The sequence below is a fragment of the Mesoplasma melaleucae genome (genome assembly GCF_002804105.1).
GTDB classification, from domain to species: domain Bacteria; phylum Bacillota_I; class Bacilli_A; order Mycoplasmatales; family Mycoplasmataceae; genus Mesoplasma; species Mesoplasma melaleucae.
The window spans coordinates 166,942-188,698 of record NZ_CP024964.1 but is presented as its reverse complement, the minus strand read 5'-3'; the positions used below and the strand labels follow the sequence as shown (position 1 = coordinate 188,698).

The window sequence follows — 21,757 nt, the reverse complement described above, 5'->3', positions numbered from 1 at the left end:
TGATCACCCCCATTCATAGTAATTATTATACAATTTAATATTAAAATGTATAATAATTAAAGTAATAAAGAAGGTGTATTTAATGGCAAAGAAAAAAAGTATTGCAATTATTGGGGTATCAAACTTCAGTTTATCTGTAATAAAAACACTTGTTGATAAAAAACAACAAGTTACTGTTTTTGACTATGATGAAGATAAATTAAATTTACAATTATCAGAATTTGAATATGGAGTTGATGTTGTTGTTTTAGATTCAACTAACAAAATGGCATTAGCTAAAAATGGAATCAATGCATATGATGTTGTAATTGTTGGAGTTGGAACAAATATTGAAGCAGGGTTAATGACTGTTTTAAATTTAACCGATTTAGAATGTGAAAACATAATTGTTAGAGCACGTGATGAAAAACACAAAAGAATTTTGACAGCTTTAGGATTAAGCGAAAATCAAATTATTTTACCTGATGGACTGGCTGGAAACATTGTTGCTGCTAGATCTATGTTTAATATTGATTTACATGTTGATGTGCAATCAATTGATGAAGACTTTGTTTCAACAACTTTAAATGTAACAAATCACAATATATTTAATAAAACAATTTTAGCTGCTGGACTTTCTACAACAAAAGATTTTAATATTATTCAAATTCGTCGTAAGGGGAAAGTTTTATTACCTGATGACTATACTGAATTAAAAGAAAATGATGATGTTGTAGTATTTGCTAAAACAACAATTATTAATGAATTAGCTGAAAAAATTCAAGGTGGAGCTAAAGATAAAAAAGACGCAAGTGATCAATTAGTGATCTTTGATGAGTTAGAAAATGATAATCTTAAACATGCAAATAAAACATTAGATAACAAGAATAAAAATGAAGAAGCATTTGACACAACTGAAGCTAATGATTTATTTGATTCAATTATTTTTGATGACAATGTTAACGAAACAATTGACGCTTCTAATTTTGAAAAAAACAAAAAATCATTAAAAAAATAATTAAGTAGTAGTAATTTTAAACTACTATTTTTTGTTTAAAAATTTAAAATATCATTTATAATCTTTTACAAGGAGGAAGAAAAATGAAAGAATGAGCTAAAAAGAATTTATGATCTTTATTATCTGTAGTTTCAGCTGCTGCTTTTGCAATATTAGTAATTATTACAATTTTTGGAATTGGTTTAGGTGCTAAAAATGGTTTTGGAATTATTAAATATGGATCAGATATAATGTCAGTGTATGAAACGCCAAAAAATCTTGTTTCAGCCGCTTTAGCATTATCATGTATATCAATTCTACCAGTTGTTGTTAGATTGATATTAGGTCTTTTAGGAATTGATGCTTTTGCAAGATTATTCAATTCAGCTTCTATTGGGCTTGCTTTAATTTCAGTTATTTTATTAATTGTTGCTAACGTAACATTATTATCAAGTGAAGGAACTAAAGTTTCAATCGGATCAATTATTGGATTCTATATTGTTATTATTTTAGGTTTCTTAATTTTAACTGGACCAATCGTTAGAAAATAATTTGATATAAATGAATATAATAAAATGAAGCGCTTGCTTCATTTTATTTTGCTTTTAATTCAACTAATTTAATAATAATTTGCATTCCAGCTTCAGGATTTACATTTCCACCTGTCACTTTCATTAATTGACCCATAATAGTTTTAGTTACTCTTTCTGGTCTTTCATTATATTGTTCAAGTAATTCTAAATTACTTTCAATAATTGGATTTACCAAGTTAGTAATCTCAGTTTCATCACTAATCATTTTAATATTTAATTCTTGAACAATGTGCATTACTGATTTTGAATTATCTTTCATAATGATTGGTAAGATTGCTTTTGTGTGTTTTGAAGATATTACTGATTTATCAACTAAATTTATTATTTCAGCTAAATGAGTTGGAGATAAAGCTAATTTATCAATTGAAATATTTTGAGTATTTAATTGTGCTTGAATATCACTAATTAAAATATTTGCTAATTTATTATAGTTATTTGTATATTTAATTGCTTCTTCAAAAAAGTCTGTCATTTCAATACTTGTTAAAATAATGTTTGCATCATTAAGTGATAATTTATATTCATTTGTATACTTATTGCGTTTAACATCTGCTAACTCAGGTGAATTTTGAATACATTCATTTACTCAATTTTTATCTAATTGAATTGGCATAATGTTTGGTTCTCTGAAGTATTTATAATCTAATGCATCTGATTTACTACGCATTGAAACTGTTGAATTAGTTGTATCATCGAATCTACGGGTTTCTTGCATAATTATTTCATTGTTTAACATTAATTTAGTTTGACGTTCAACTTCAAATTCAATTGCTCTTTTGATATTTGAAATTGAGTTTAAGTTTTTTACTTCTACTTTGTTTGAAAATTCATTTGTACCAAATGGTCTGATTGAAATATTAACATCAGTTCTTAAACTTCCTTCATTCATTTTTACATCACTAACTTTTAAGAATAATAAAATTTCTCTTAGTTTTTCAACATAAGCACAAGCTTCATCTGCACTTCGCATAACTGGTCTTGTAACAATTTCTACTAAACCTGTTCCAGCTCTATTGTAATCAATAAAAGTTAAATCATCTTTATGAATTTGTTTAGCCGTATCTTCTTCCATATGCAGTCTTTCAATATCAACTGTTTTTTCAACACCATTAACATTAATAACTAATGCTCCATTTTTACCAATTGGATTATATTGTTGTGTTATTTGATATCCCTTAGTTAAATCTGGGTAAAAATAGTTTTTACGATCAAATTTAACTAATGTATCAATTTCCATGTTTAAAGCATGACAAGTTCTAATTGCTAATTGAATTGCTTTTTTATTGATAACTGGTAAACTTCCAGGATAAGCCATATCAACTTCATTAACTTTTGTATTTGGAGTTTCACCATAACTAACTGGTGCAGATGAAAACATTTTAGTTTTTGTTTTTAATTCAACGTGATTTTCAATTCCGATAATTATTTCAAAATTTTTCATCTTAATACTCCACTATTTCGTTCTTAATACCAATTATGTCTTCAAACATTTTAGCTGCTTGTAAACATAATAAGTCATTTTTTGGTTTAGCGCTTAAGTTAATCCCAATTCCTAATTTGTGTTCTTTAATAAAAGGAATTGTAATTGATGGAGATCCATTGAAGTTTGCTAAAGTAAGAATATGATCTAAATATTGCTTTTCAGGTGCAGTCTTAATTTTCATTTCACTAATTAATGGTGGAACTTTATCTGTTGGTGGAATTATTAAAATATCAGTTTTTGCAAAAACTTCTTTTAATTCTTGAACAATCAATCTTCTTACTTGTTTAGCTTTATTTAAATAAACTGTTTGATTTTCTTTATTTAAATTTAATGCTCCAACAATAAATCTTTGTTTAACTTCATTTCCAAATCCCTGAGTTCTTGAATTTGTAATGATTTCAACATAATCTGCGCCTTCAGCTCTTTGCCCAAATTTAATTCCATCTAAGTTTGAATTAGTTGACACTGATTCACTATATGAAATCATTTTATAAATTGCAGACAGTGCATTTAATAAATCTTGGTTAAAGTTAACTTCTTCAACAACATATCCTTTTGACTTTAACAATTCAAAAAATTCATAATAGGCTTTTCTTGTTGTTTCAGTTAAATCATCAATTACTTTTTTAATATATCCAAATTTAGTGTTTTTATCTAAGTCATTAATGTTTTGATAAATATCTTTTGAATCATTGTGATGACTTGTTGCATCTTTATTGTCATAACCAAAAGTAGCATCACAAACGATTGCCATATCAGTTACATTTCTGGTAAAAAAACCAACAGTATCTAAACTTGGTGAATAAGGTAATAAACCATATCTACTAATTGCCCCATATGAAGGTTTAAATCCAACAATGTTATTAAAAGATGCAGGTTTTCTGATTGAATCACCAGTATCACTACCTGTTGCAAAAGGCACTATTCCTTTTGCAACTAAGTATGCACTTCCACTACTGCTTCCTCCAACAAGCCTTTTTTCATCAGCTGGGTTAGTAATTACTCCATTACATGAATATAATCCAACTCCACCCATTCCAAGTTCGTCTAACGCAGCTTTACCAACTAAAACAGCTTTATTATCTGCTAATTTAGTAATAGAAGTAGCATTAAATGGAGGAACATATCCTTTTAAAATATTTGATGAAGAAGTTGTTTCGATATCTTTTGTTGCAAAGTTATCTTTTGCAAAATATGGGATTCCATATAATAAAGTATTTTGATCAATATTATTGTCTAATTCTTTTGCTAGTAATAATGCCTTGTCTTCAACTAGTTTATTAATTGCATTTGATGATTGAAGTTTTTTAGCTTCTGTTAAAACAGCTTGAGTTAATTGTGAAACTGTAATTTCTTTATTAACTAATTTTTCATGTAATTCAATAATTGATAATTTTTTATAATTCATTATTTAACCACCTTTTTAATAGTTACAAAATCACCAGTTGCTGTTGGTGCATTATTTAAAATAACTTTTTGATCTATCACTGTTATTTCTTCATCATCTCTTAAATATGTATGAATATCATCATATGGATAAAATAAAGGCTTAACATTAGTTGTATCGATTTTTAAAACATTTTCAAATTCTTTTTTTAGGTTTTCTTCCTTAGCTACAATTTCATCAATCTCTGCATCAGTAAAACTTAACATGCAATCTTCAGCTAATTCTTTATAATACTTTTTATTGTTCATCCTATTCTCCTTTTAAAATTTCAAAAAATTCTTTTTCATTAATTACTTTAACATTTAATTCTTCTGCTTTAGTTAATTTACTTCCAGCATTTTTACCAGCTAATAAATAATCAGTTTTTTTAGAAACATAACCAATTACTTTACCATTATTCAATTCAATTATATCTTTATAATAATCTCTTGAATTTGATAATGTACCTGTAATGACAAATGATTTATTACTAATTAGAGAATCAGTATTTTTAGCTTCTCCTAAATATTCAAAATTCACATTAAATGTTTTTAATTGATTTATTAATTGTAAATTAGATTCGATTTTAAATCAATCTACAATTGATGCTGCTAAAACTTCTCCCAAAGAATTAATTGCACTTAATTCTTCATAAGTTGCATCTTTAAGATTATCAATGTTTTGATATATTTCAGCAAGAGTTAAAGCTGTTTTAGATCCAATATGTCTAATCCCTAATCCAAACAATGTTTTTTCAAGTGAATTATGTTTTGCCCGTTCAATTGATGCAACTAAATTCTCAAAACTTTTTTCTCCAAACTTTTCAAAATTAATAATGTCTTCTTTATGCTCTTCAACTTTAAATATATCTGCAATATTTGTAATTAATTTTTCTTCGAATAATTTTTTAATTGTTTGACCGCCTAAACCAACAATATTTGCGGCACCTCTACTTGCAAAGTGTTCTAAACTTCTTAAGATTTGAGCAGGGCAATTGAAGTTAACACAAAATTGATCAACTTCAGTTGCTGTTTTTTCTAATCCCTCACCACATGCTGGACATTTTTCAGCTTTTTCTCATTTGGGTAAGTTTTCAAAGTCATTATCTTTAATTGCATTAATAACTTCTGGAATAATATCTCCAGCTTTTTTAACTTTCACTTTCGCATTAACTCTTAAATCTTTTGCCATGATATATTCAGCATTGTTTAATGATGCTGCTGAAACTGTTGTTCCGGCAATTTGCACTGGTTCTAATTTTGCGTTGTATGTAATTTTACCTGTACGACCAACTGTTGGGAAAATATCTAGTAATTTAGTTTCTTTAACTTCTGCTGAAAATTTATAAGCAATTGCTCATTTTGGTGTTTTTGCAGTATATCCAACTTCTTCTTGTAAATTTTTATCATTTAACTTAAATACGATTCCATCAATTTCATAATCTAATTCATTTCTTTTTTCAGTGTAATATTCAATATATGCTTTAATTTCATCTAGTGATTTACATATTTTTGTTTCTGGATTTACTTTTAAACCTAATTGTTTTATTTGGTTAATTGACTCAAATTGTGTGTTAATTGGATTTGTTTCATTAAAGTAATAATACAGATAAGCATCAAGATTTCTACTTGCAACAATCTTTGAATCTAATTGTCTTAAAGTTCCTGCTGCAGCATTTCTTGGATTAGCAAATAGTTGTTCACCATTAATTAATCTTTCTTCATTAATTTTTGCAAATTCAGTTTTAGATAAGAAAACTTCTCCTCTAATCTCAATTTCATCTTTTACAGGAATTGAAAGTGGAATAGATTTAATTGTTTTAACATTAGTTGTTACACTTTCACCAACTTTACCATCACCACGAGTTACCCCATTTTGTAAGACATTGTTTTTATAAATTAATGAAATTGATAAACCATCAATTTTAAGTTCAGCTGTGTATTCGTTATCTTTAGTACCGGTGATTTTAGCAACTTGTTTATTAAAGTTTAAAAACTCATCTCAACTAAAAATATCTCCAAGACTTAACATTGGATATTTGTGGGTATATTTTTCAAATTTATCACTAACAATACCCCCAACTTTTTGTGTAATTGAGTCTGATGTAATTAATTCAGGGAATTGTGTTTCAAGATCAATTAATTGATGAATTGCTTGATCATATTCTGTATCATCAACACTTGGGTTATCTAACACATAATATTCTTTAGCTCATTTATTAAGTTTTTTACGTAAATCATTAATTAATATTATTGCTTGTTCCTTAGTCATGATAACTCCTTTATATCTATATAATTATAAACTTTTTAAAAGTTTTTTGGGTTTAAAAATTTATGTCATTTTTAATAGTTATTCATCATTTTTTAAATTTCTTTGCACAGTGTTATATAGACAATTTTTAAATTCTTATGGTGCAAAATTATCTAAAAAAGTGTAAAATTATTCTATTATAGTAGGAATAAAAAAATTAATATCACTTATTGGAGCAACATCATTATCAGTAATACCAGTAATGGTTGTTGTTTCATGTAAGTATGTAAATACAGTTAAAAAAATATAGATAAAAAATTAGAAGAAGTTATGTCTTCAACATCTAATTATTTTAAAGGTGCAATTTTAGCAAATTCTCAAGGTTACAATGGGCAATCTGTTGATAAATATATTTCAAATCTTAAAGTTAGTGAAATGATTAATAATACAAATAGTTCAAAAACAATGGGTGAATTATTTAAAGAATTATATAATATACCTAAAGCTAATGATTATTTAGAAACAATTATCTATTCAAAAGATAAATTTAATAAGCCTGTTTAACAAAGTGAAATTAGCAAAATAATTAGTTCTATTCAAAATTCTTTTGACAAGATTAATTAAATGTTTGGAGATAGTTTTTATCCAACTTCAGTAAGTTCAATTTTACCGCTTTTATTAAACTCATTAAGTGATAAAAATATTTCATCATTTCAAAAAGTTATGCCTAAAATTTCTAACGCATTGACATTATGAAAGATGTTAAAGTACCTAATTATAAAGATCTAATTAAACTTGCAATTAAAACAAATTTAGATTTAAAAGTTTACTTTTCTTATCAACTAACTTTATTTGTTGCTAATCTTTTTGGAATAGAAGTAAAAAAAGCTTTTGATTTTAAAGAGCAACATGATGATATCAACTTAGATTACTACAAATACAATTCAAATATTTGAAAAAAAATTATGACAAAACTAAACAATAAAGAAAGTAAACCACAAATTGCTTTTACAAGTGAAAGTTTAGGTTTACTAATGAACGCTTTATTTGAAATTAATTGATATATTCAAAATTTTACAACTGATGATTACAATTTAGATTCAAAAGAGATGTTAGATGACAACTACATTTTTTCTAAAGACAAAACTGATCTAGAGATAATAAAAGAAGTAAACGCTAAAATTATTGATGAAAGTATAATTAATGCAACTAATATAGACGCTTTATTAGAATTTTTTTATGATTTATTTTCTGGTGAAACTGACAAAAACTCATATAAACTTTTAAGAACATTTAAAATATTATTTCAAGTTGATGATGACATTACAACAGGTAATACTAATTTAAGTTTTAATAAAAAAATATTAAAAATAAATAAAACAACATTATCATTGAACTTGGTGATTGATCAACAAATGGAAAAACTGAGAATGGTGAATTGAATACATTCTTAAGTTCAACATTTGATGGAGTTATTAAAGGCTTAGCATCTGGGATTGACCCTGATGATGGAATTCTTGATTTCCTTAACAGAATAGGAATAGGTTCTGAACAACTTGGTGGAGTAGCATCTGGATTAGTTAGCTCAATTTTAACTGGAATAGATATTGATAATTTCTTTAAAACACTAGTAGATCAACTTGTTGAATCATTTAATAATTTAAAAGAATGATCATTTATAAATGATAAATTAAAAGAGCAGATTAACAATATAATTACTAAAGTTGAAAGTTTTAGAGTTACAATTGCTTCAATTGTTGATTCTGAAGCATCATATACTAACAAATTTTTAGGTTATTTAGTTAATCAGATATTAGAAAATTAATGCAAGTATTTGGTCTAGAAAATAGTTTACCTGTTGAACTACCAAAAATTTCATTAAAGCAAATTATTGATCTTCAATCAACAAAAACTATGAAGCTAAGTGATTTACTTAAAACATGAACAAAAGGCCTAAGTCATGTTATTGCATTACTAGCTAAAGGTGTTGCCCCAAAACTTTCAAATATTGCTAATGAATTTAATAATACTTCTTTAACACAAGATTCTGAATTTAAACTAGTTAAGGGAGATTCAACTTCAGTTAAAATTTCTGATTTAGTAACTAGTGATTTATTATTAGGAGAAAGCGATGCTCAATATACATATTTATTAGCACTTGCTACAAAATTGTTTGATGAAAAAAAATACTGACATTAAAGTAACAATACCTGGTAAAAAAGAATTTGGATTATCTAAGGCAAAACAATTTAGCAGTAAAGATGTAGCTAAATGAATGCTTAGTTTAGGTGTTGAGCTTGAAGATGGTACTATAGATTGATATTAATTTAGAGAAAACACTATACTATATTCAATTAGCACTTTATGAAACGATGAAACTGGAAATTTAATTAAAGGTATATTTGCGGGTATTAAAGAAATACTTAGATCATTAACTGAAATATTTGATGATAAGCAAAATAAATTATAAAAACGCTGATGTAAATAATACTTACTTAGTTAAATTAGTTCTTTCTGGAGCTAGAAAAAAAGCTGTTGAACCAAAGCATCATATTGAATATTTTGAAACTAAATAAAAAAGTGAATCATTTGATTCACTTTTTTATATTCTGTTAAATGAGCTTATTTTATATTTGTTAGTTGTGAATTCTTTATATACTGAAACTTCATATGTTGCATAAACACCTTTTTTAAGTTTGTATATAATATCGTATTTTAAATTTTCTTGATTCTTGTCTTCACTATAACTGATTAATTCAGTTGTGAATAGTTCTTTATTTGATCAATAAGTCATTTTTTTATTTCTATTATAATCTACGCCACTTAAATTATTTTCTACATATTTTCTTGCAAATTTAATTGGTACTTGAACAAGTTTAGCTGCTAATTTGTTTGATAGCAGTCAGTCAAGATATCCTAAAATAGAATTTGGTACGTATGTTTTATTTTCCATATCTAAACCAAGTAGATATTTCCATGCTTTATGTCCTCAAATGATCTCTTCAGAAGTATTATTAGAGTTTTTTTCTCTTATTCCTATAGCTTTATTTTTCCCATCATCTGATTTTACAAATTTCATCATTGATCAAATTAAAGCTATATCTGAAGTTCTACCATTTTCTGGTGTATATCCTAAAACTTTATCAATTGATATTAATAAAGGTTCATTGTTTTCTTGTATAAAGAAATCATATTTAGTAGCTGCTTCATCACTTGTTATTGAACCTAATAGTCCAAACACTTTATATATTTGGGGTAGCATTGAATTAACCCCTTTTATAAGGTTTGTAAGTAAATCACCAATTGTAGTTCCAAAAATATTTATAGCAAATAAATCTTTTAATGATTTATCAGACATATCAATTGGTAAAGAAACACCAAGTACATTTAATAATGATTGCAGTCTACCTTTTTCATTAATAATTTGATTAAAGAGATTATTAAATAAGTTTCATGTTTGATCTTCACTATCCTTAATTTTGATGTTACTAAACTTTGTCATCATTTTATCTAGATAATCAATAAAATCATCTGTTGGTTTTTCTTTAAATTTATCTTGTAAAGGTTTATTAGGAGTGTCTTCTGTTCCAAATTTCATTTTAGTTAATTGTTTTTCAAGCGGTTTTTTGATTTGGTTACCAATAATTCCACCAAAACCTCAACCATACATATTTTTTAAAGTGGTTCCTAATTGTGATGAAAGTTTAGAAAAGAAGTTTGACATATCAATACCTGTCAGAAGTGAACTAACTAAACCAGCAATTATACTACCTAAATTTTCTGTTGATAGCCCTATAAGAAATAATAATGAACCAATTGCACCTGAAACTTGGTTATCTAAGAATCCTTTTGCAAGTGAAGCTAATAAGATATTAAATATACCGTTTGATCCAGTTGTATTTTTTTTTCATTCACCAACATCAACACTAACAAATTTACTTTTATTTGCTTTTAACACTTTTGTGTTTAAATCCAATCTTTCATTCCCATCAGTAATATCATTATCAACTTGAAATAAAATTTTAAGTGTTCTTGAAGCCTTATAACTTTTTGGGTCATTTACTGAACCAATTATGTCATAAAGCAATGTAAGTATACCTTGAAGACTACCTTTTTGAATATCTTCTTTTGATATATCTTTTTTATAAACCTCTGAGATAACATCAATATTTGATTTTGTACTACTAAATAAATGATTTTGATCTTGAATTTTTTCTATATCAGGTTTATATTCTGGTGCATTAAATGCGTCAAGATAATAAGATAAAGAATAAATAAAGTTAAATAAGTATTTTAAACTGTCTTGTGAAAATTTAAAGCTATGCTTAGATGCATCTCCTTCTTTAACAAATACTTCTTTATAAAAAACAGATGATTGGTCAAAAAAGTTTCTTGCTGTTTTATCTGATTCTTCAATTTTGAAGTTTCAAGCTCCATCATTTGCTGTTAATCCAAAGTTTGTACTCATAAAACTATTAAAGTTTGATAGTGCGTAAAATTTTAGACCCATGTAAGTTTTTACACCTTCACTTAACAATTGAGTATAAGTAGGTGCTGGGGAGTTTTTAAACATTTTAATAAATGATATCTTATCAGCAAATTTTAAAATACCTGAATCAAATTTATCTGCTTTTAATTTATCACCAGTTAAAAGTGAAATATAAGAAATTCAATTAAATGCTTCATTAATTCCATCAAATTTTAATCCATTATCATCAATTAAATTTTCTAGTAAGTTTAATCCTTTATCAGCTACACCATGTAACATTTCTTGTAGTGCATCATCGTTTTTATATTTATAACCATCTTGTTTATAAATTGTACTTAATGTTTTATTAGTTGAATTCATATCATAAGTTTGTTCGTTAAATTGAGCATAACTTAAGCTACTATCAATATGACTAATATCACTTACTTTTTGATCATTTAATCAATTAGTTGTTACATCAGCATTTTGCTTTTGACCATTAGTAATAATTGGTGCTTTAAATAATAAAGCTGATTCATCAATTTTCTTTTGTATCTTTGATGTTACTTTTGTTATTACATGTTTTTCAGTTGAACTTAATAAAGTTATGGCTGGTGTAGCTCCAATAGTAAGAGCACTTAAACTTAATAATATTTTTTTCATGAGTTAAATACTCTCCTATCTAGATATCGGTATTTTGTAAAATTAAGACTGAGTTTGTTTTTGTAATTCGTTTGTATCCTGCATAAATGGCAATTGCATAAATTCCAACAATTCCTATGAAAACAACAATTGGTAATCATATTGGGAATAGTAGTGGTAGAGCAACACCATTCATTAACATTATATTAATTACTTTAACAAAAATAAACCATCCAGCTGCGAATCCGGCTGCAAACATTGTTGAGATAACAATCATATACATACCCATTACAGTTTTAACAACATATGCATCATGATAACCTAAAACCCTCATTGTTGATATAAATCTTATGTTATCTGTAATGATTACTGATGTAGTTAATAGAATAATTACAAATGTTAAAGATAAAATCAAAACAATTGCAATTGATATTAATAATAGAATCAATTGTGAGATTTCTTCTAACATATCTTTTGATAAATCAATTGGTAAAATTCATTCTACAGTTCCAATTCCACTACCATCAAATGCTTTAAAGTTTGAACTAAATTTAGCTTCTAAACCATTTAAAGCAGTTGGTGAATAATCTCCAAATGTGCTTGATACACTCATTACTGTATTGTAATCAGCAACATCAGTTTTATTTGAATATTTATAGTTAAATACAGGATATTGATTATCAAAGATTTTTAAAATTAATTCTCCTAAGTCTTTTTTATCTTGACTGTCTGGGTAGTAGATAAATTGATTTTTAAATAATTCAATATCATCTAAACCATTTTTTGTTAAATCTAAGTTCTTAATTTTTTTGTATATTTTTAATTCTTCTTGGTCCTTATCTTCAATAATTATTTTGTTATTAAATGAAGTTGTATAACCAAATTGATTATTTCATTGTTTAGCAAAGAAATTTTTTCACATGTAGTTTTCTACTTGATCATATTGAAGGATTTTTTTAGCATCGTCATTTTTAATTCATGCTTGTGCTGTGCCAAATCCTTCATGGATACCAACAATTTTAAATTTTTGATTTGTTGTTTTATTTCGAATGATTGTTTCATTTTTTAATATTGATGAATAGTAGTTTGTTGGAGATGAAACACTTGTTAAGAAGTCAATTGATTTTTTTTGATCAATCCCTGGTTTTTTAACAACAATATTAGCTCCTAAACTGTTTGTTCTTGAGTTTTGTTTAAATCCACCAGTTCCATTTCATAAACTACTTGTATCTCAATCATTTAATTCATATGGTACTGCTCCATCTTTATATTCATCTTGAAGTTCATTTTGAATTACATTAAAATCAACTTCTTGACCTTCTTTTAGGTTTAAAGTTTTAGCCAATGATTCATTAATTACAATTCCATTTGAATATTCAGTATTAAATAATTTTTCAATTAAATTATTATTATCTCTTAAATCTAAGAATCTATCATCATTGTCAATTCCATAAATTTTAAAGTTTTTACCATCTTTTTCAGCTTGAATTTTTGTTCCTAATGCTTCAAGAGTTGGATCATATGAAACTAAATTAAAGGCCATTGAATAGTTTTTTTCAGTTGACTTAAATGCATTAGTCAATGTTTGTTTAACAAAGTAAGGGGGTCTTGAAAACGCAGATTGAATAATTGCTTGATCAACACGGTTATTAAATAAGAATGTAAATCATTCTCACATATCAGTAATTGCTTCTGTTGCTATTTCTTTTGAAGCATCATCATTTTGTTCACCTAATTTATCAAAATTTAGTCCTAAATAGTAATCATTAGATGATTCTTTGGTATTATGTTTTGAAGCAATTCTAAATTCACCTAAATTGTCGTAATTTGAGTCTGTAAATTTAAATTTGTCTTCACCAGTTTGATCATTAATAACAACATCATTTGAATTTAATAATTGTTTTAACATAGTTACATTTTCATTTAAGTATGATTGAGCTAATATTCCATTTGATTGATTAAACACGTTAATTTTTTCATTTGGAGTCATCTTAATTCATTGTTCATCTGAAATACTATCTTTATATCCACTTCTAAAATCATTTGTAATTGATAATCCAATTGATTCTGAATACTTAGTATAGAATGTTTGTAATGCTGCACCTTTTTCATAAAGTGAATTTGTAGATTCAACTTCTTTTAATAGGTTTTGATAATCAAATCATTGTTTTAAAATTATTGGGGAAATTAATTTTCCAAGTTGATCATTTTTGCTTGCAGCAGGGATACCATATTTAGATAGTTGTCTGAAATAGTTACTATCAAAGATTGATCCTTCTAAGTTAAGTAGTTTCATATTAGCTAGTGATAATTCAACAAGATTGGGGATAGCGTATTGATTATTACTTGAAGCTGTAAATAAGTTTTGAATAAAGATTGAATAGTATTTTTCACTAATTTCATTATTAAAGTAGTCTGTCATGATTTGGTCATAATCAAAATTACCATTACCAGTTAATTTTAAGTTTGTTCATCCACCAGCAGCTTCTGAATAAACCATGTCTTCTTGAGTTGTTGATGGGTTAAATGTTTTTGCAAAAGTTAGGGGGTTATTATAACTTGGTTGCGCATATTCAACAACTTGTTTGTATTTAATTCCTGTATATGTAGCTTTTTGATTTCTTTTTAAAATGTCTGGAGCTGCAAATGAAACAGTAAATAACATTGATGATAATAGAACAACAAATCCGATTGCCATCATTTTTCCAAAGGCATCAACTAATAATGCTTTTCTTAATTTAGCACCAAAATATTTTCTAAAATGAATATTTCTCATTTTAGCTTTAAATGCACTAGTTTTTTCATTAAATGTTGCTGAAATTAAACTTAATGCAGATTTTCTCATTAATAAAACTGAAATACCAAATGAAATTGCAGATAAGATTATTCACATAGTTAAAATCATTGCCACGATTGAAATTCAATCAAAATTAAATGTTGAGTAATTTAATGAGAAGTACTTACCAAATTCACCTGTTAATGTATTTGAAACAGATATTGAAACAATGTATCCAAATAATCCACCAATACTTGATGCAATTACTGGTAACATAACAAAGTTTAATACAAGCACACGTTTTCTGTAACCTAATGCTTTCATTGTTCCAAGTTGTTTTGATGCTTTTTCAATTTGTTTTTTTGTAACTAAAGCAATTGTATATAAACATACAAATAATATTAAAATAAATATTACAATAGCAGCTAATGTGTACATTTTAATTGTTTGTTTAATTAAACTAATTCTTTTACTAAATCTGTAACTTGGTTCTTCTTTTCCATACACTATTTTACTATTTGAGTTTCTTCTTATTAATTCTTTAAAATCAGTTTCAAATTGTTGCAATCCTGTATTACTTACTTTACTTGTTTCAGTGAATTTAATTGAATAAAATGATTCCATTTCAACATTTGATGAAACAGTTAAATTACCATTTGAGTTCATATTGTAATCATATACATTTGATTCTTCATTAAGTTTTAGTCCAAATGCAGCTGGATTAACATAAATCATTACTTCTTTTGAACGACTTGGTAGGATTGTTGACGCATTGAAAATTGGAGCCATAAAGTCAGCAGAGCTACCAAATCCTACAACTTGAAATCACTGGTAATTTGAATAGTATGTTGTGTAAATACTATCAATATTATCAATTTTATCTATACTTTTTTCAATTTCTTTAACATCGGTTGCAACTTGTTCACTTTTTGAATCTCTAACTAATAATGAGTTACCTAAATTATCTGCTTGAATTCTAATAACATCTCCAATTTTAATGCCATTATTTTTTGCATAGTTTGGATCAATCACCACTTGATGGTGTGATTGAATATCATGCCCTTCAAAGATAACAAGTTTATCTACTCCATCATTGTTAAATGAATTACTTTGTGTTGTTTTAGCAATCGCTTTAATTGTTAAATCTTTATCATTTTGTTTAACTTGTGAAAACTCTCTTGCTTCTGTTCTTGATCATTGAAATTGTAATTCATTTGACTCTTCAAAGTATTTTTCTTGTAACTTATAAAGTCAGTATTGTTGAGCAGCAACTAAGTTTTTTGGAGCTTCTTCTGATTCTTCATTTTCTCCAGTTGTAACTTTATCATAAGGATTTAAATCAACAATAGCATCATGAACTCTTGAGTGTTCATTCATGTCTTTATATTTCTCAAGAACACGAACGTTCATTGAAACAACTAAAGTTAAAACAAGAGACAGTAAAAAAGCTAAAACCGTAACACCTATTAATTGTGTTTTGTTTTTAGTTGCATTTTTAAATGAATTTTTTAATATTAAGTAAAATTTTTTAAAATGCATGTCTTTTATACCTTCCTTAAAAGTTAAAATGTATTAATATAATTTTACCAAAATAAAGAAAAAAAAGACAAAAAATTGTCTTTTTTGGGGTGTTTGTTTTGTAATAAACTCATAAATAAATCGTTTTCCTTCTTGCATAAGCTTATTCAAAAACAGACGATTATTTTATCAATATATTACTATTTAGTGATATTGTTTTAACAACACCCTTAAACATATAATACACTATTTTATGAATTAAATACAACCTTATTTAGTTTTAGGCCTTTAGCTGGTGCATTAAATGGTGGTTTATCTCCATTACCCAGCAATTTGTCTTTTATTTCTGCTTGCGTAATTCGTTTATCTAAATAGCAACTTAGCGCTGATTGTACAATCATTCTAATTTGATATCTGATAAATCCTTTAGCTTTGAAATTAATAATTATTCGATTGTTTGTTCGCTCAACATTGATTGTTTCTATTGTTCTAACTGTTTTAATATCAGAGTTTAAAAAATCTTTTTCATTTAAACCAGAAAACAATTTGAAATCGTGCTTACCAACAAATAAATCAAAAATAGTTTGTAGTTTATTAATATCTATTTTTGCATATTTTCAATTAAGTTCAAAACGATTTGTTAATAAATTATATTCATGATCATTGATTGTATAAGTATATTCTTTATACATTACATTTTTTATATTAAAGTCATCATTAACTTTAACAATAGAAGCTATATGGATTGTTTCAGGCAAAGCTTTATTAATTGCTTTTTCAAACAATTCAATTTTAGGTTCGAAAGCTAATTTTAAAATTACTTTTTGATCTACTGCGTGAACTCCAGCATCAGTTTTACTAGCACTAATTGTTTTAAAAGCAGTGTCTTTTGTTACTTTTTTAATTGCTTTATTTAATTCACCTTGAATCGTTTTAGCATTTGGTTGATCAATTCATCCATGAAAGTCAGAACCATCATATTGTAATGTTAATAAGAACTTAAACATTATATTATTAACTCTTTACTCCAATAATAGTATCAAGTCTTGGAATACCAATATGTCATAATCCTAAAACACTTGCTGAATATAGAATTAAGAATAACATTAGACCAAATCCTACTAATAACAAGATTAAGTCAATTACTCTAAATTTGAATTGAATATATCTTGTTCTTTTTGCATAAGGATCATATCCTCTTGCTTCCATCGCATATGATAAATCTTCTGCTTTTTGGAATGCTGAAACTAATAGTGGAATAATTAATGATGTTAATCCTTTTAACTTATCTTTAAATTTACCATTCTTAATATCAATCCCTCTTGATGATTGAGCTTTCATAATTCTTCCTGCTTCATCAATTAAAGTAGGAATCATACGTAAAGCAATTGATATAATCATTGATAAAATATAAACTGGGATTCCAATTCATTTTAATGGATATAAAATATCTTCAATTGCTAATGTTAGTTGTAAAGGTGAAGTTGAAGCAGTCAGAATACAAGTTAATGAAATCATTAAATAAATTCTAAATGCCATGATTAATGCATTATATAAAGCTTTTTCACTAAATCAAATAAAACTTCAGTTGTAGAATCAACCAATGTTTTGATATTGACAAGCTAATTCAAAACCATTTAATACACTTGTGTCTCTTAAATATAATTGACCTGAATATCCACCAGGTAATTGAGTAACTGATAATCCTTTTATATCTTGTCCTTCTAATCAAACTGATAACTGCTTAATAAAAGCTGCATCTGGATGCGTTAAGAATGCATTCATAAAGAAGATTACTAAAAATACAAATAGTACGGGAGGCAATAATCCAAGTAACATTCTGAAACTTAACTTAGATAATGCAAATAATGATAATATGACAACTGAACATATAATATAACCTGTAAAACCAATAGGTAAGAAAATACTTACGATTAACAGAATAATCATAACCAGTTTAAATCTAGGATCCATTGCATGGACAATAGAATTTTTTGGTAAATATCTACCGAATGTTACTCTCATCTTACTTCTCCTTTCTTACTTTTTTAAATGCTTCGGCAAATTCATCAATTGTTCTAATTTCTTGATTTAATAAATCAGTTCCTTGTGCTTTTAGTTTATACATTAGCTTGTATAACTTTGGTGGTTCAATTTGAATCTTTGCTAATAGCTCTTGGTTAGAGAAAATTTCAAATGGTGTACCTTTTGATATAACTTTTCCTTCATGCATAACAATTACTTCATCAGCTACTTTTAAAACTTGGTCCATATTATGAGTAACCATAATAATTCTTTTACCTTGTTTTTTATTCAATCTTAAGAATAAATTCATAAAGTCTTCTTCACCTTTTGGATCTAATCCTCCAGTCGGTTCATCAAGCACTAATGTTTTACCATCCATTGCAATGATTCCTGCAATTGCAGTTCTTCTTTTTTGTCCACCTGATAATTCAAATGGAGATCTTTTTGCATAATCTTTTGGTAATGATACAAGATCTAATAATTCAGGAATTTTTTTATAAACATCTTCTTTATTAGCTCCTAAATGGATTGGTCCAAATGCGATATCTTTTTCAATTGTATCTTGGAATAATTGATATTCAGGGAATTGGAATACTAATCCAACTTCTCTTCTTAAATCTTTAACTTCTTTAATCTTTTTTAACCCAGCTGGAATTTTATAATCCCCAACAATAGTTTGTCCAGTTTCAGAAATTAATAATCCGTTTGTTAATTGAATCATAGTTGATTTACCAGAACCTGTGGTTCCAATTACACATGTAATTTTTTTGTCAGCAATTGTTAAGTCAGCGTTATCAAGTGCTCTAAATTCAAATGGAGTTTTCTTTGAATATGTATAACTTACATTATCTAAAATAATATCTCCTGTAAATGAAAAGCTTTCAATATTCTTTTTCTCATCATTTCATTTTTTTAAATTTTGTTTTATTTCTTTTTTGTTTACTTGCATAACTGTTTCACCAACTCATCCATATTTTGACTATGTTTAACTTTAATCCCTTGATTACCTAAAGCTTCTTCAACTAATGATAAGAAAGGAATTTCTAGTTTAATAGATCTTAAGAATTCTTTTTCTTTTAATACTTCTTCTGGTTTTCCGATTTTAACCATCTTTCCACCATTCATAACAATTACTTTATCTGCATTAAGAATTTCATCCATATCGTGTGTAATTGAGATAATTGTTTTTCGCATTTTGTCTCTTAACTCAACCATGATTTCTTTAATTTCACGATTTCCCTTTGGATCAAGCATGCTTGTTGCTTCATCAAATATTAAAATATCTGGATTTAATGCAAGAGCACTCGCAATTGCAACACGTTGTTTTTGTCCACCTGATAAGTTTAAAGGTTCTTTATCTAAAAAGTTTTCCATTCCAACTTTTTTAGCTGCTTCATAAATTATTTTTTGCATTTCTTTTGGATTAACACGTTTGTTTTCTAAACCAAATGCAATATCTGCTTCAACACTTGAACCAATAAATTGATTATCTGGGTTCTGGAATACTATACCTAAGAATTTACGCGCTTGGTCTAAATTATCTTGAGTTACTACATTACCATAAATACTTACATGTCCTTCTTGTGCAGAAAGTACACCAATTAGCATTTTTGATAGTGTTGATTTACCACTACCGTTATGTCCAATAACAGCAACATATTCTCCATCATTAATTTCAAAAGAAACATCATTTAAGGCATATGGAAAATCAGGAGCATATTTAAATTTTAGATTTTCTACTTTAACAGCAACTTTGTCCAGTTTAGTTAATTGAGCACCTTTACCATGATCTTTAACAGAATCAATAAACTCTCTTTTTAAATTTTTAGCTTCTGCTAACTCTTCTTTAGCTTGTTCTAAAATAACTGAACTATTTTTTCTTGTTGTAGAATTATGGATTTTTAAAATTATTTTGTAATTATTAGTAAATGATTTATCTTTACAAACATCTTTAAATTCTTTTTTTGCTTCTTTTGATTTTGTTTTGTATTGAACTAAATCTTCTTTTGAGATCTTACCTTGTTTTTCTTCTTCTTTAAATTTGAAGAATTCATTGTTAGCTTCAAGCATTTGAATATATTTTGCATGAAGTTTAATTTTAAAATCATTAAGGTCTTTTGTAGTTAACTTAGTCTGTTTAAATTTTTTTAATGAATCCATGTGTCCTCCTGTTTAAAAATTATTTATAAATATTATAAATTAAAATAAGCAAAAAAGGCGAAAAAAATAAGGTAATTAACCTTAATTCTTTATTACTAAACTAATTCGATAATAACCATAGGAGCATTATCACCTTTACGGTTATCTAATTTTAAGATACGTGTGTATCCACCATCTCTATCTTTATATTTTTTAGCGATAGTTGTAAATAATTTTTGTAGAACATCTTCTTTTGAACTAGCTTCAATATTTCTTAATCATGAAGCAGCTTGACGTCTAGCGTGTAAATCACCACGTTTAGCTAAAGTAATCATTTTATCTAAATGCTTTCTTAATTCTTTAGCTCTTGTTTCAGTAATTTCTAAACGTTCTGAAACAATTAATTCACTTGTTAAGTTACGCATTAAAAAATTTCTTCATGCTGTGTTCTTACCACGTTTTTGAATATATGACATATACATTTACCTCCCTTTAAATATTTTAATTTTGATTGAATGTTAATTCTAAAGCCGCAACTTTATCTTTAATTTCTTTTAATGACTTACGTCCTAAGTTTCTAATATCTTGAATTTCATCTTCTGTTTTAGAAACTAATTCTCTTAATGTACTGATTCCAGCACGTTTTAAACAGTTTAAACTTCTTTGAGTAAATTCTAATTCTTCAACAGGTTTGTCTAATTCTTTTTCTTCCACAGTTTCAACACCCATGATTGCTACTTCTTCAATTTCTTCAGCTAAAGTTGTAAATACATCAAAGTGTGAAATTAGAATTTTTGATGCTAATGAAACAGCATCTGATGCTAAGATTGATCCATCTGTTTCTACTTCTAAGATTAATTTTTCATAATCTTGAGCTTTACCTAAGTTGATTGGAGTTGATCCATAAGCAACTTTTATAATTGGTGAGTAGTTTGAATCGATTGTAATCATTCCTGGTACTACATCTTTTAATTCTTTGTTTTCCTTGAAAGTTTTGTAACCTCTTGAGTTTTTAGCATATAATACTAAATCTAAATTACCACCTTCTGCAACATTAGCAATGACAAGGTCTTTATTTAAAACTTCTATTCCTGCTGGTAAAACTAAACTTCCTGCATTAACTGGACCTACAGTAGATGTTCCTACTTTTAGTTCAACAGTTTCATCATCGCTATAAATTGCGTTATCAATTTTTAAAATTAATTTTTTAATATTTAAAACGATACGTGTAACATTTTCTTCAATACCTGCAATAGAAATAAATTCATGTTGTGCTCCTGCAATTTTAATTGCATAAACACTTGCTCCTGGTGTTGAAGATAGTAATGTTCTTCTTAAAGCATTACCTAAAGTTACAGCAAATCCTCTTTCAAGAGGAGCCACTTCAAACTTACCATAAAATTTATTTGGTGATTCTTTTACAATTCCGAATTCTGGTTTATTAAATTGTTTCATTCGCTA

The 21,757-nt window shown here is 26.6% G+C and carries 21 protein-coding genes; 9 read left to right on the top strand and 12 right to left on the bottom strand.

Going from position 1 to position 21,757, the window contains the following annotated elements:
* Window positions 1–82 precede the first annotated feature (82 nt).
* Window positions 83–997: a potassium channel family protein gene (locus tag EMELA_RS00925; RefSeq protein WP_028124080.1), complete on the top strand. Its 915-nt coding sequence runs from the start codon at window positions 83–85 to the stop codon at window positions 995–997.
* An 83-nt stretch (window positions 998–1,080) separates the two neighbouring features.
* A complete protein-coding gene (locus EMELA_RS00920) occupies window positions 1,081–1,527 on the top strand; it encodes a hypothetical protein (RefSeq protein ID WP_028124079.1) in 447 nt (148 codons plus the stop codon).
* 43 nt (window positions 1,528–1,570) lie between these two features.
* On the opposite strand, the gene gatB is transcribed toward EMELA_RS00920, so the two are convergent.
* Genes gatB through ligA form a run of 4 tightly spaced genes read right to left on the bottom strand, consistent with a single transcriptional unit; the run spans window position 1,571 to window position 6,749 of the window.
* Window positions 1,571–3,010, bottom strand: coding sequence for an Asp-tRNA(Asn)/Glu-tRNA(Gln) amidotransferase subunit GatB (gene gatB, locus EMELA_RS00915; protein ID WP_028124078.1), 1,440 nt, complete (start codon window positions 3,008–3,010; stop codon window positions 1,571–1,573).
* Window position 3,011: 1 nt separating this feature from the next.
* Window positions 3,012–4,460: an amidase family protein gene (locus EMELA_RS00910; RefSeq protein WP_034971127.1), complete on the bottom strand. Its 1,449-nt coding sequence runs from the start codon at window positions 4,458–4,460 to the stop codon at window positions 3,012–3,014.
* A complete protein-coding gene (locus EMELA_RS00905; RefSeq protein WP_028124076.1) occupies window positions 4,460–4,747 on the bottom strand; it encodes a hypothetical protein in 288 nt (95 codons plus the stop codon). The genes EMELA_RS00910 and EMELA_RS00905 overlap by 1 nt, the downstream gene beginning before the upstream one ends.
* A 1-nt stretch (window position 4,748) precedes the next feature.
* Entirely contained in the window at window positions 4,749–6,749 is a 2,001-nt protein-coding gene (gene ligA, locus EMELA_RS00900) for an NAD-dependent DNA ligase LigA (RefSeq protein WP_028124075.1), read from the bottom strand.
* Between the two features lie 175 nt (window positions 6,750–6,924).
* Here ligA and EMELA_RS05280 point away from each other — a divergent pair, with 175 nt between their 5' ends.
* From EMELA_RS05280 to EMELA_RS05160, 7 genes are all read left to right on the top strand, one after another.
* Window positions 6,925–7,038, top strand: coding sequence for a lipoprotein (locus tag EMELA_RS05280; RefSeq protein ID WP_169733532.1), 114 nt, complete (start codon window positions 6,925–6,927; stop codon window positions 7,036–7,038).
* A gap of 20 nt (window positions 7,039–7,058) precedes the next feature.
* Window positions 7,059–7,292, top strand: coding sequence for a hypothetical protein (locus tag EMELA_RS04700; protein WP_028124074.1), 234 nt, complete (start codon window positions 7,059–7,061; stop codon window positions 7,290–7,292).
* Between the two features lie 188 nt (window positions 7,293–7,480).
* Window positions 7,481–8,182 (top strand): hypothetical protein, encoded by a 702-nt coding sequence (locus tag EMELA_RS04695; RefSeq protein ID WP_028124073.1) that lies wholly within the window; start codon window positions 7,481–7,483, stop codon window positions 8,180–8,182.
* Entirely contained in the window at window positions 8,167–8,553 is a 387-nt protein-coding gene (locus EMELA_RS04690) for a hypothetical protein (protein WP_028124072.1), read from the top strand. Before EMELA_RS04695 ends, EMELA_RS04690 begins: the two co-directional genes overlap by 16 nt.
* Window positions 8,553–8,927 carry a hypothetical protein gene (locus tag EMELA_RS04685; protein WP_028124071.1) on the top strand — a complete coding sequence of 125 codons (375 nt, stop codon included), beginning with the start codon at window positions 8,553–8,555 and terminating at the stop codon, window positions 8,925–8,927. The genes EMELA_RS04690 and EMELA_RS04685 overlap by 1 nt, the downstream gene beginning before the upstream one ends.
* Window positions 8,905–9,054, top strand: coding sequence for a hypothetical protein (locus tag EMELA_RS04680; RefSeq protein WP_198409296.1), 150 nt, complete (start codon window positions 8,905–8,907; stop codon window positions 9,052–9,054). Before EMELA_RS04685 ends, EMELA_RS04680 begins: the two co-directional genes overlap by 23 nt.
* Before the next feature lie 121 nt (window positions 9,055–9,175).
* Window positions 9,176–9,304 carry a hypothetical protein gene (locus EMELA_RS05160; protein WP_268875450.1) on the top strand — a complete coding sequence of 43 codons (129 nt, stop codon included), beginning with the start codon at window positions 9,176–9,178 and terminating at the stop codon, window positions 9,302–9,304.
* 26 nt (window positions 9,305–9,330) lie between these two features.
* Here the strand turns inward: EMELA_RS05160 and EMELA_RS00890 are convergent, their stop codons facing one another.
* The 8 genes from EMELA_RS00890 to EMELA_RS00855 form a co-directional block, all read right to left on the bottom strand.
* Complete coding sequence (locus EMELA_RS00890; RefSeq protein ID WP_028124070.1) at window positions 9,331–11,859, bottom strand: hypothetical protein; 2,529 nt, start codon at window positions 11,857–11,859, stop codon at window positions 9,331–9,333.
* Between the two features lie 19 nt (window positions 11,860–11,878).
* Window positions 11,879–16,153 (bottom strand): ABC transporter permease, encoded by a 4,275-nt coding sequence (locus tag EMELA_RS00885; protein WP_028124069.1) that lies wholly within the window; start codon window positions 16,151–16,153, stop codon window positions 11,879–11,881.
* Window positions 16,154–16,383: 230 nt separating this feature from the next.
* Window positions 16,384–17,139, bottom strand: a complete 756-nt coding sequence (gene truA, locus EMELA_RS00880) for a tRNA pseudouridine(38-40) synthase TruA (protein ID WP_028124068.1) — start codon at window positions 17,137–17,139, stop codon at window positions 16,384–16,386.
* A 7-nt stretch (window positions 17,140–17,146) separates the two neighbouring features.
* A complete protein-coding gene (locus tag EMELA_RS00875; RefSeq protein ID WP_028124067.1) occupies window positions 17,147–18,157 on the bottom strand; it encodes an energy-coupling factor transporter transmembrane component T family protein in 1,011 nt (336 codons plus the stop codon).
* Window position 18,158: 1 nt separating this feature from the next.
* Window positions 18,159–19,106, bottom strand: coding sequence for an energy-coupling factor transporter ATPase (locus tag EMELA_RS00870; protein WP_084485284.1), 948 nt, complete (start codon window positions 19,104–19,106; stop codon window positions 18,159–18,161).
* Window positions 19,097–19,963 (bottom strand): energy-coupling factor transporter ATPase, encoded by an 867-nt coding sequence (locus tag EMELA_RS00865; RefSeq protein WP_084485288.1) that lies wholly within the window; start codon window positions 19,961–19,963, stop codon window positions 19,097–19,099. Before EMELA_RS00865 ends, EMELA_RS00870 begins: the two co-directional genes overlap by 10 nt.
* Before the next feature lie 449 nt (window positions 19,964–20,412).
* Window positions 20,413–20,772, bottom strand: a complete 360-nt coding sequence (gene rplQ, locus EMELA_RS00860; protein ID WP_028124064.1) for a 50S ribosomal protein L17 — start codon at window positions 20,770–20,772, stop codon at window positions 20,413–20,415.
* A gap of 25 nt (window positions 20,773–20,797) precedes the next feature.
* Window positions 20,798–21,751, bottom strand: coding sequence for a DNA-directed RNA polymerase subunit alpha (locus tag EMELA_RS00855; RefSeq protein WP_028124063.1), 954 nt, complete (start codon window positions 21,749–21,751; stop codon window positions 20,798–20,800).
* Window positions 21,752–21,757: the final 6 nt, after the last annotated feature.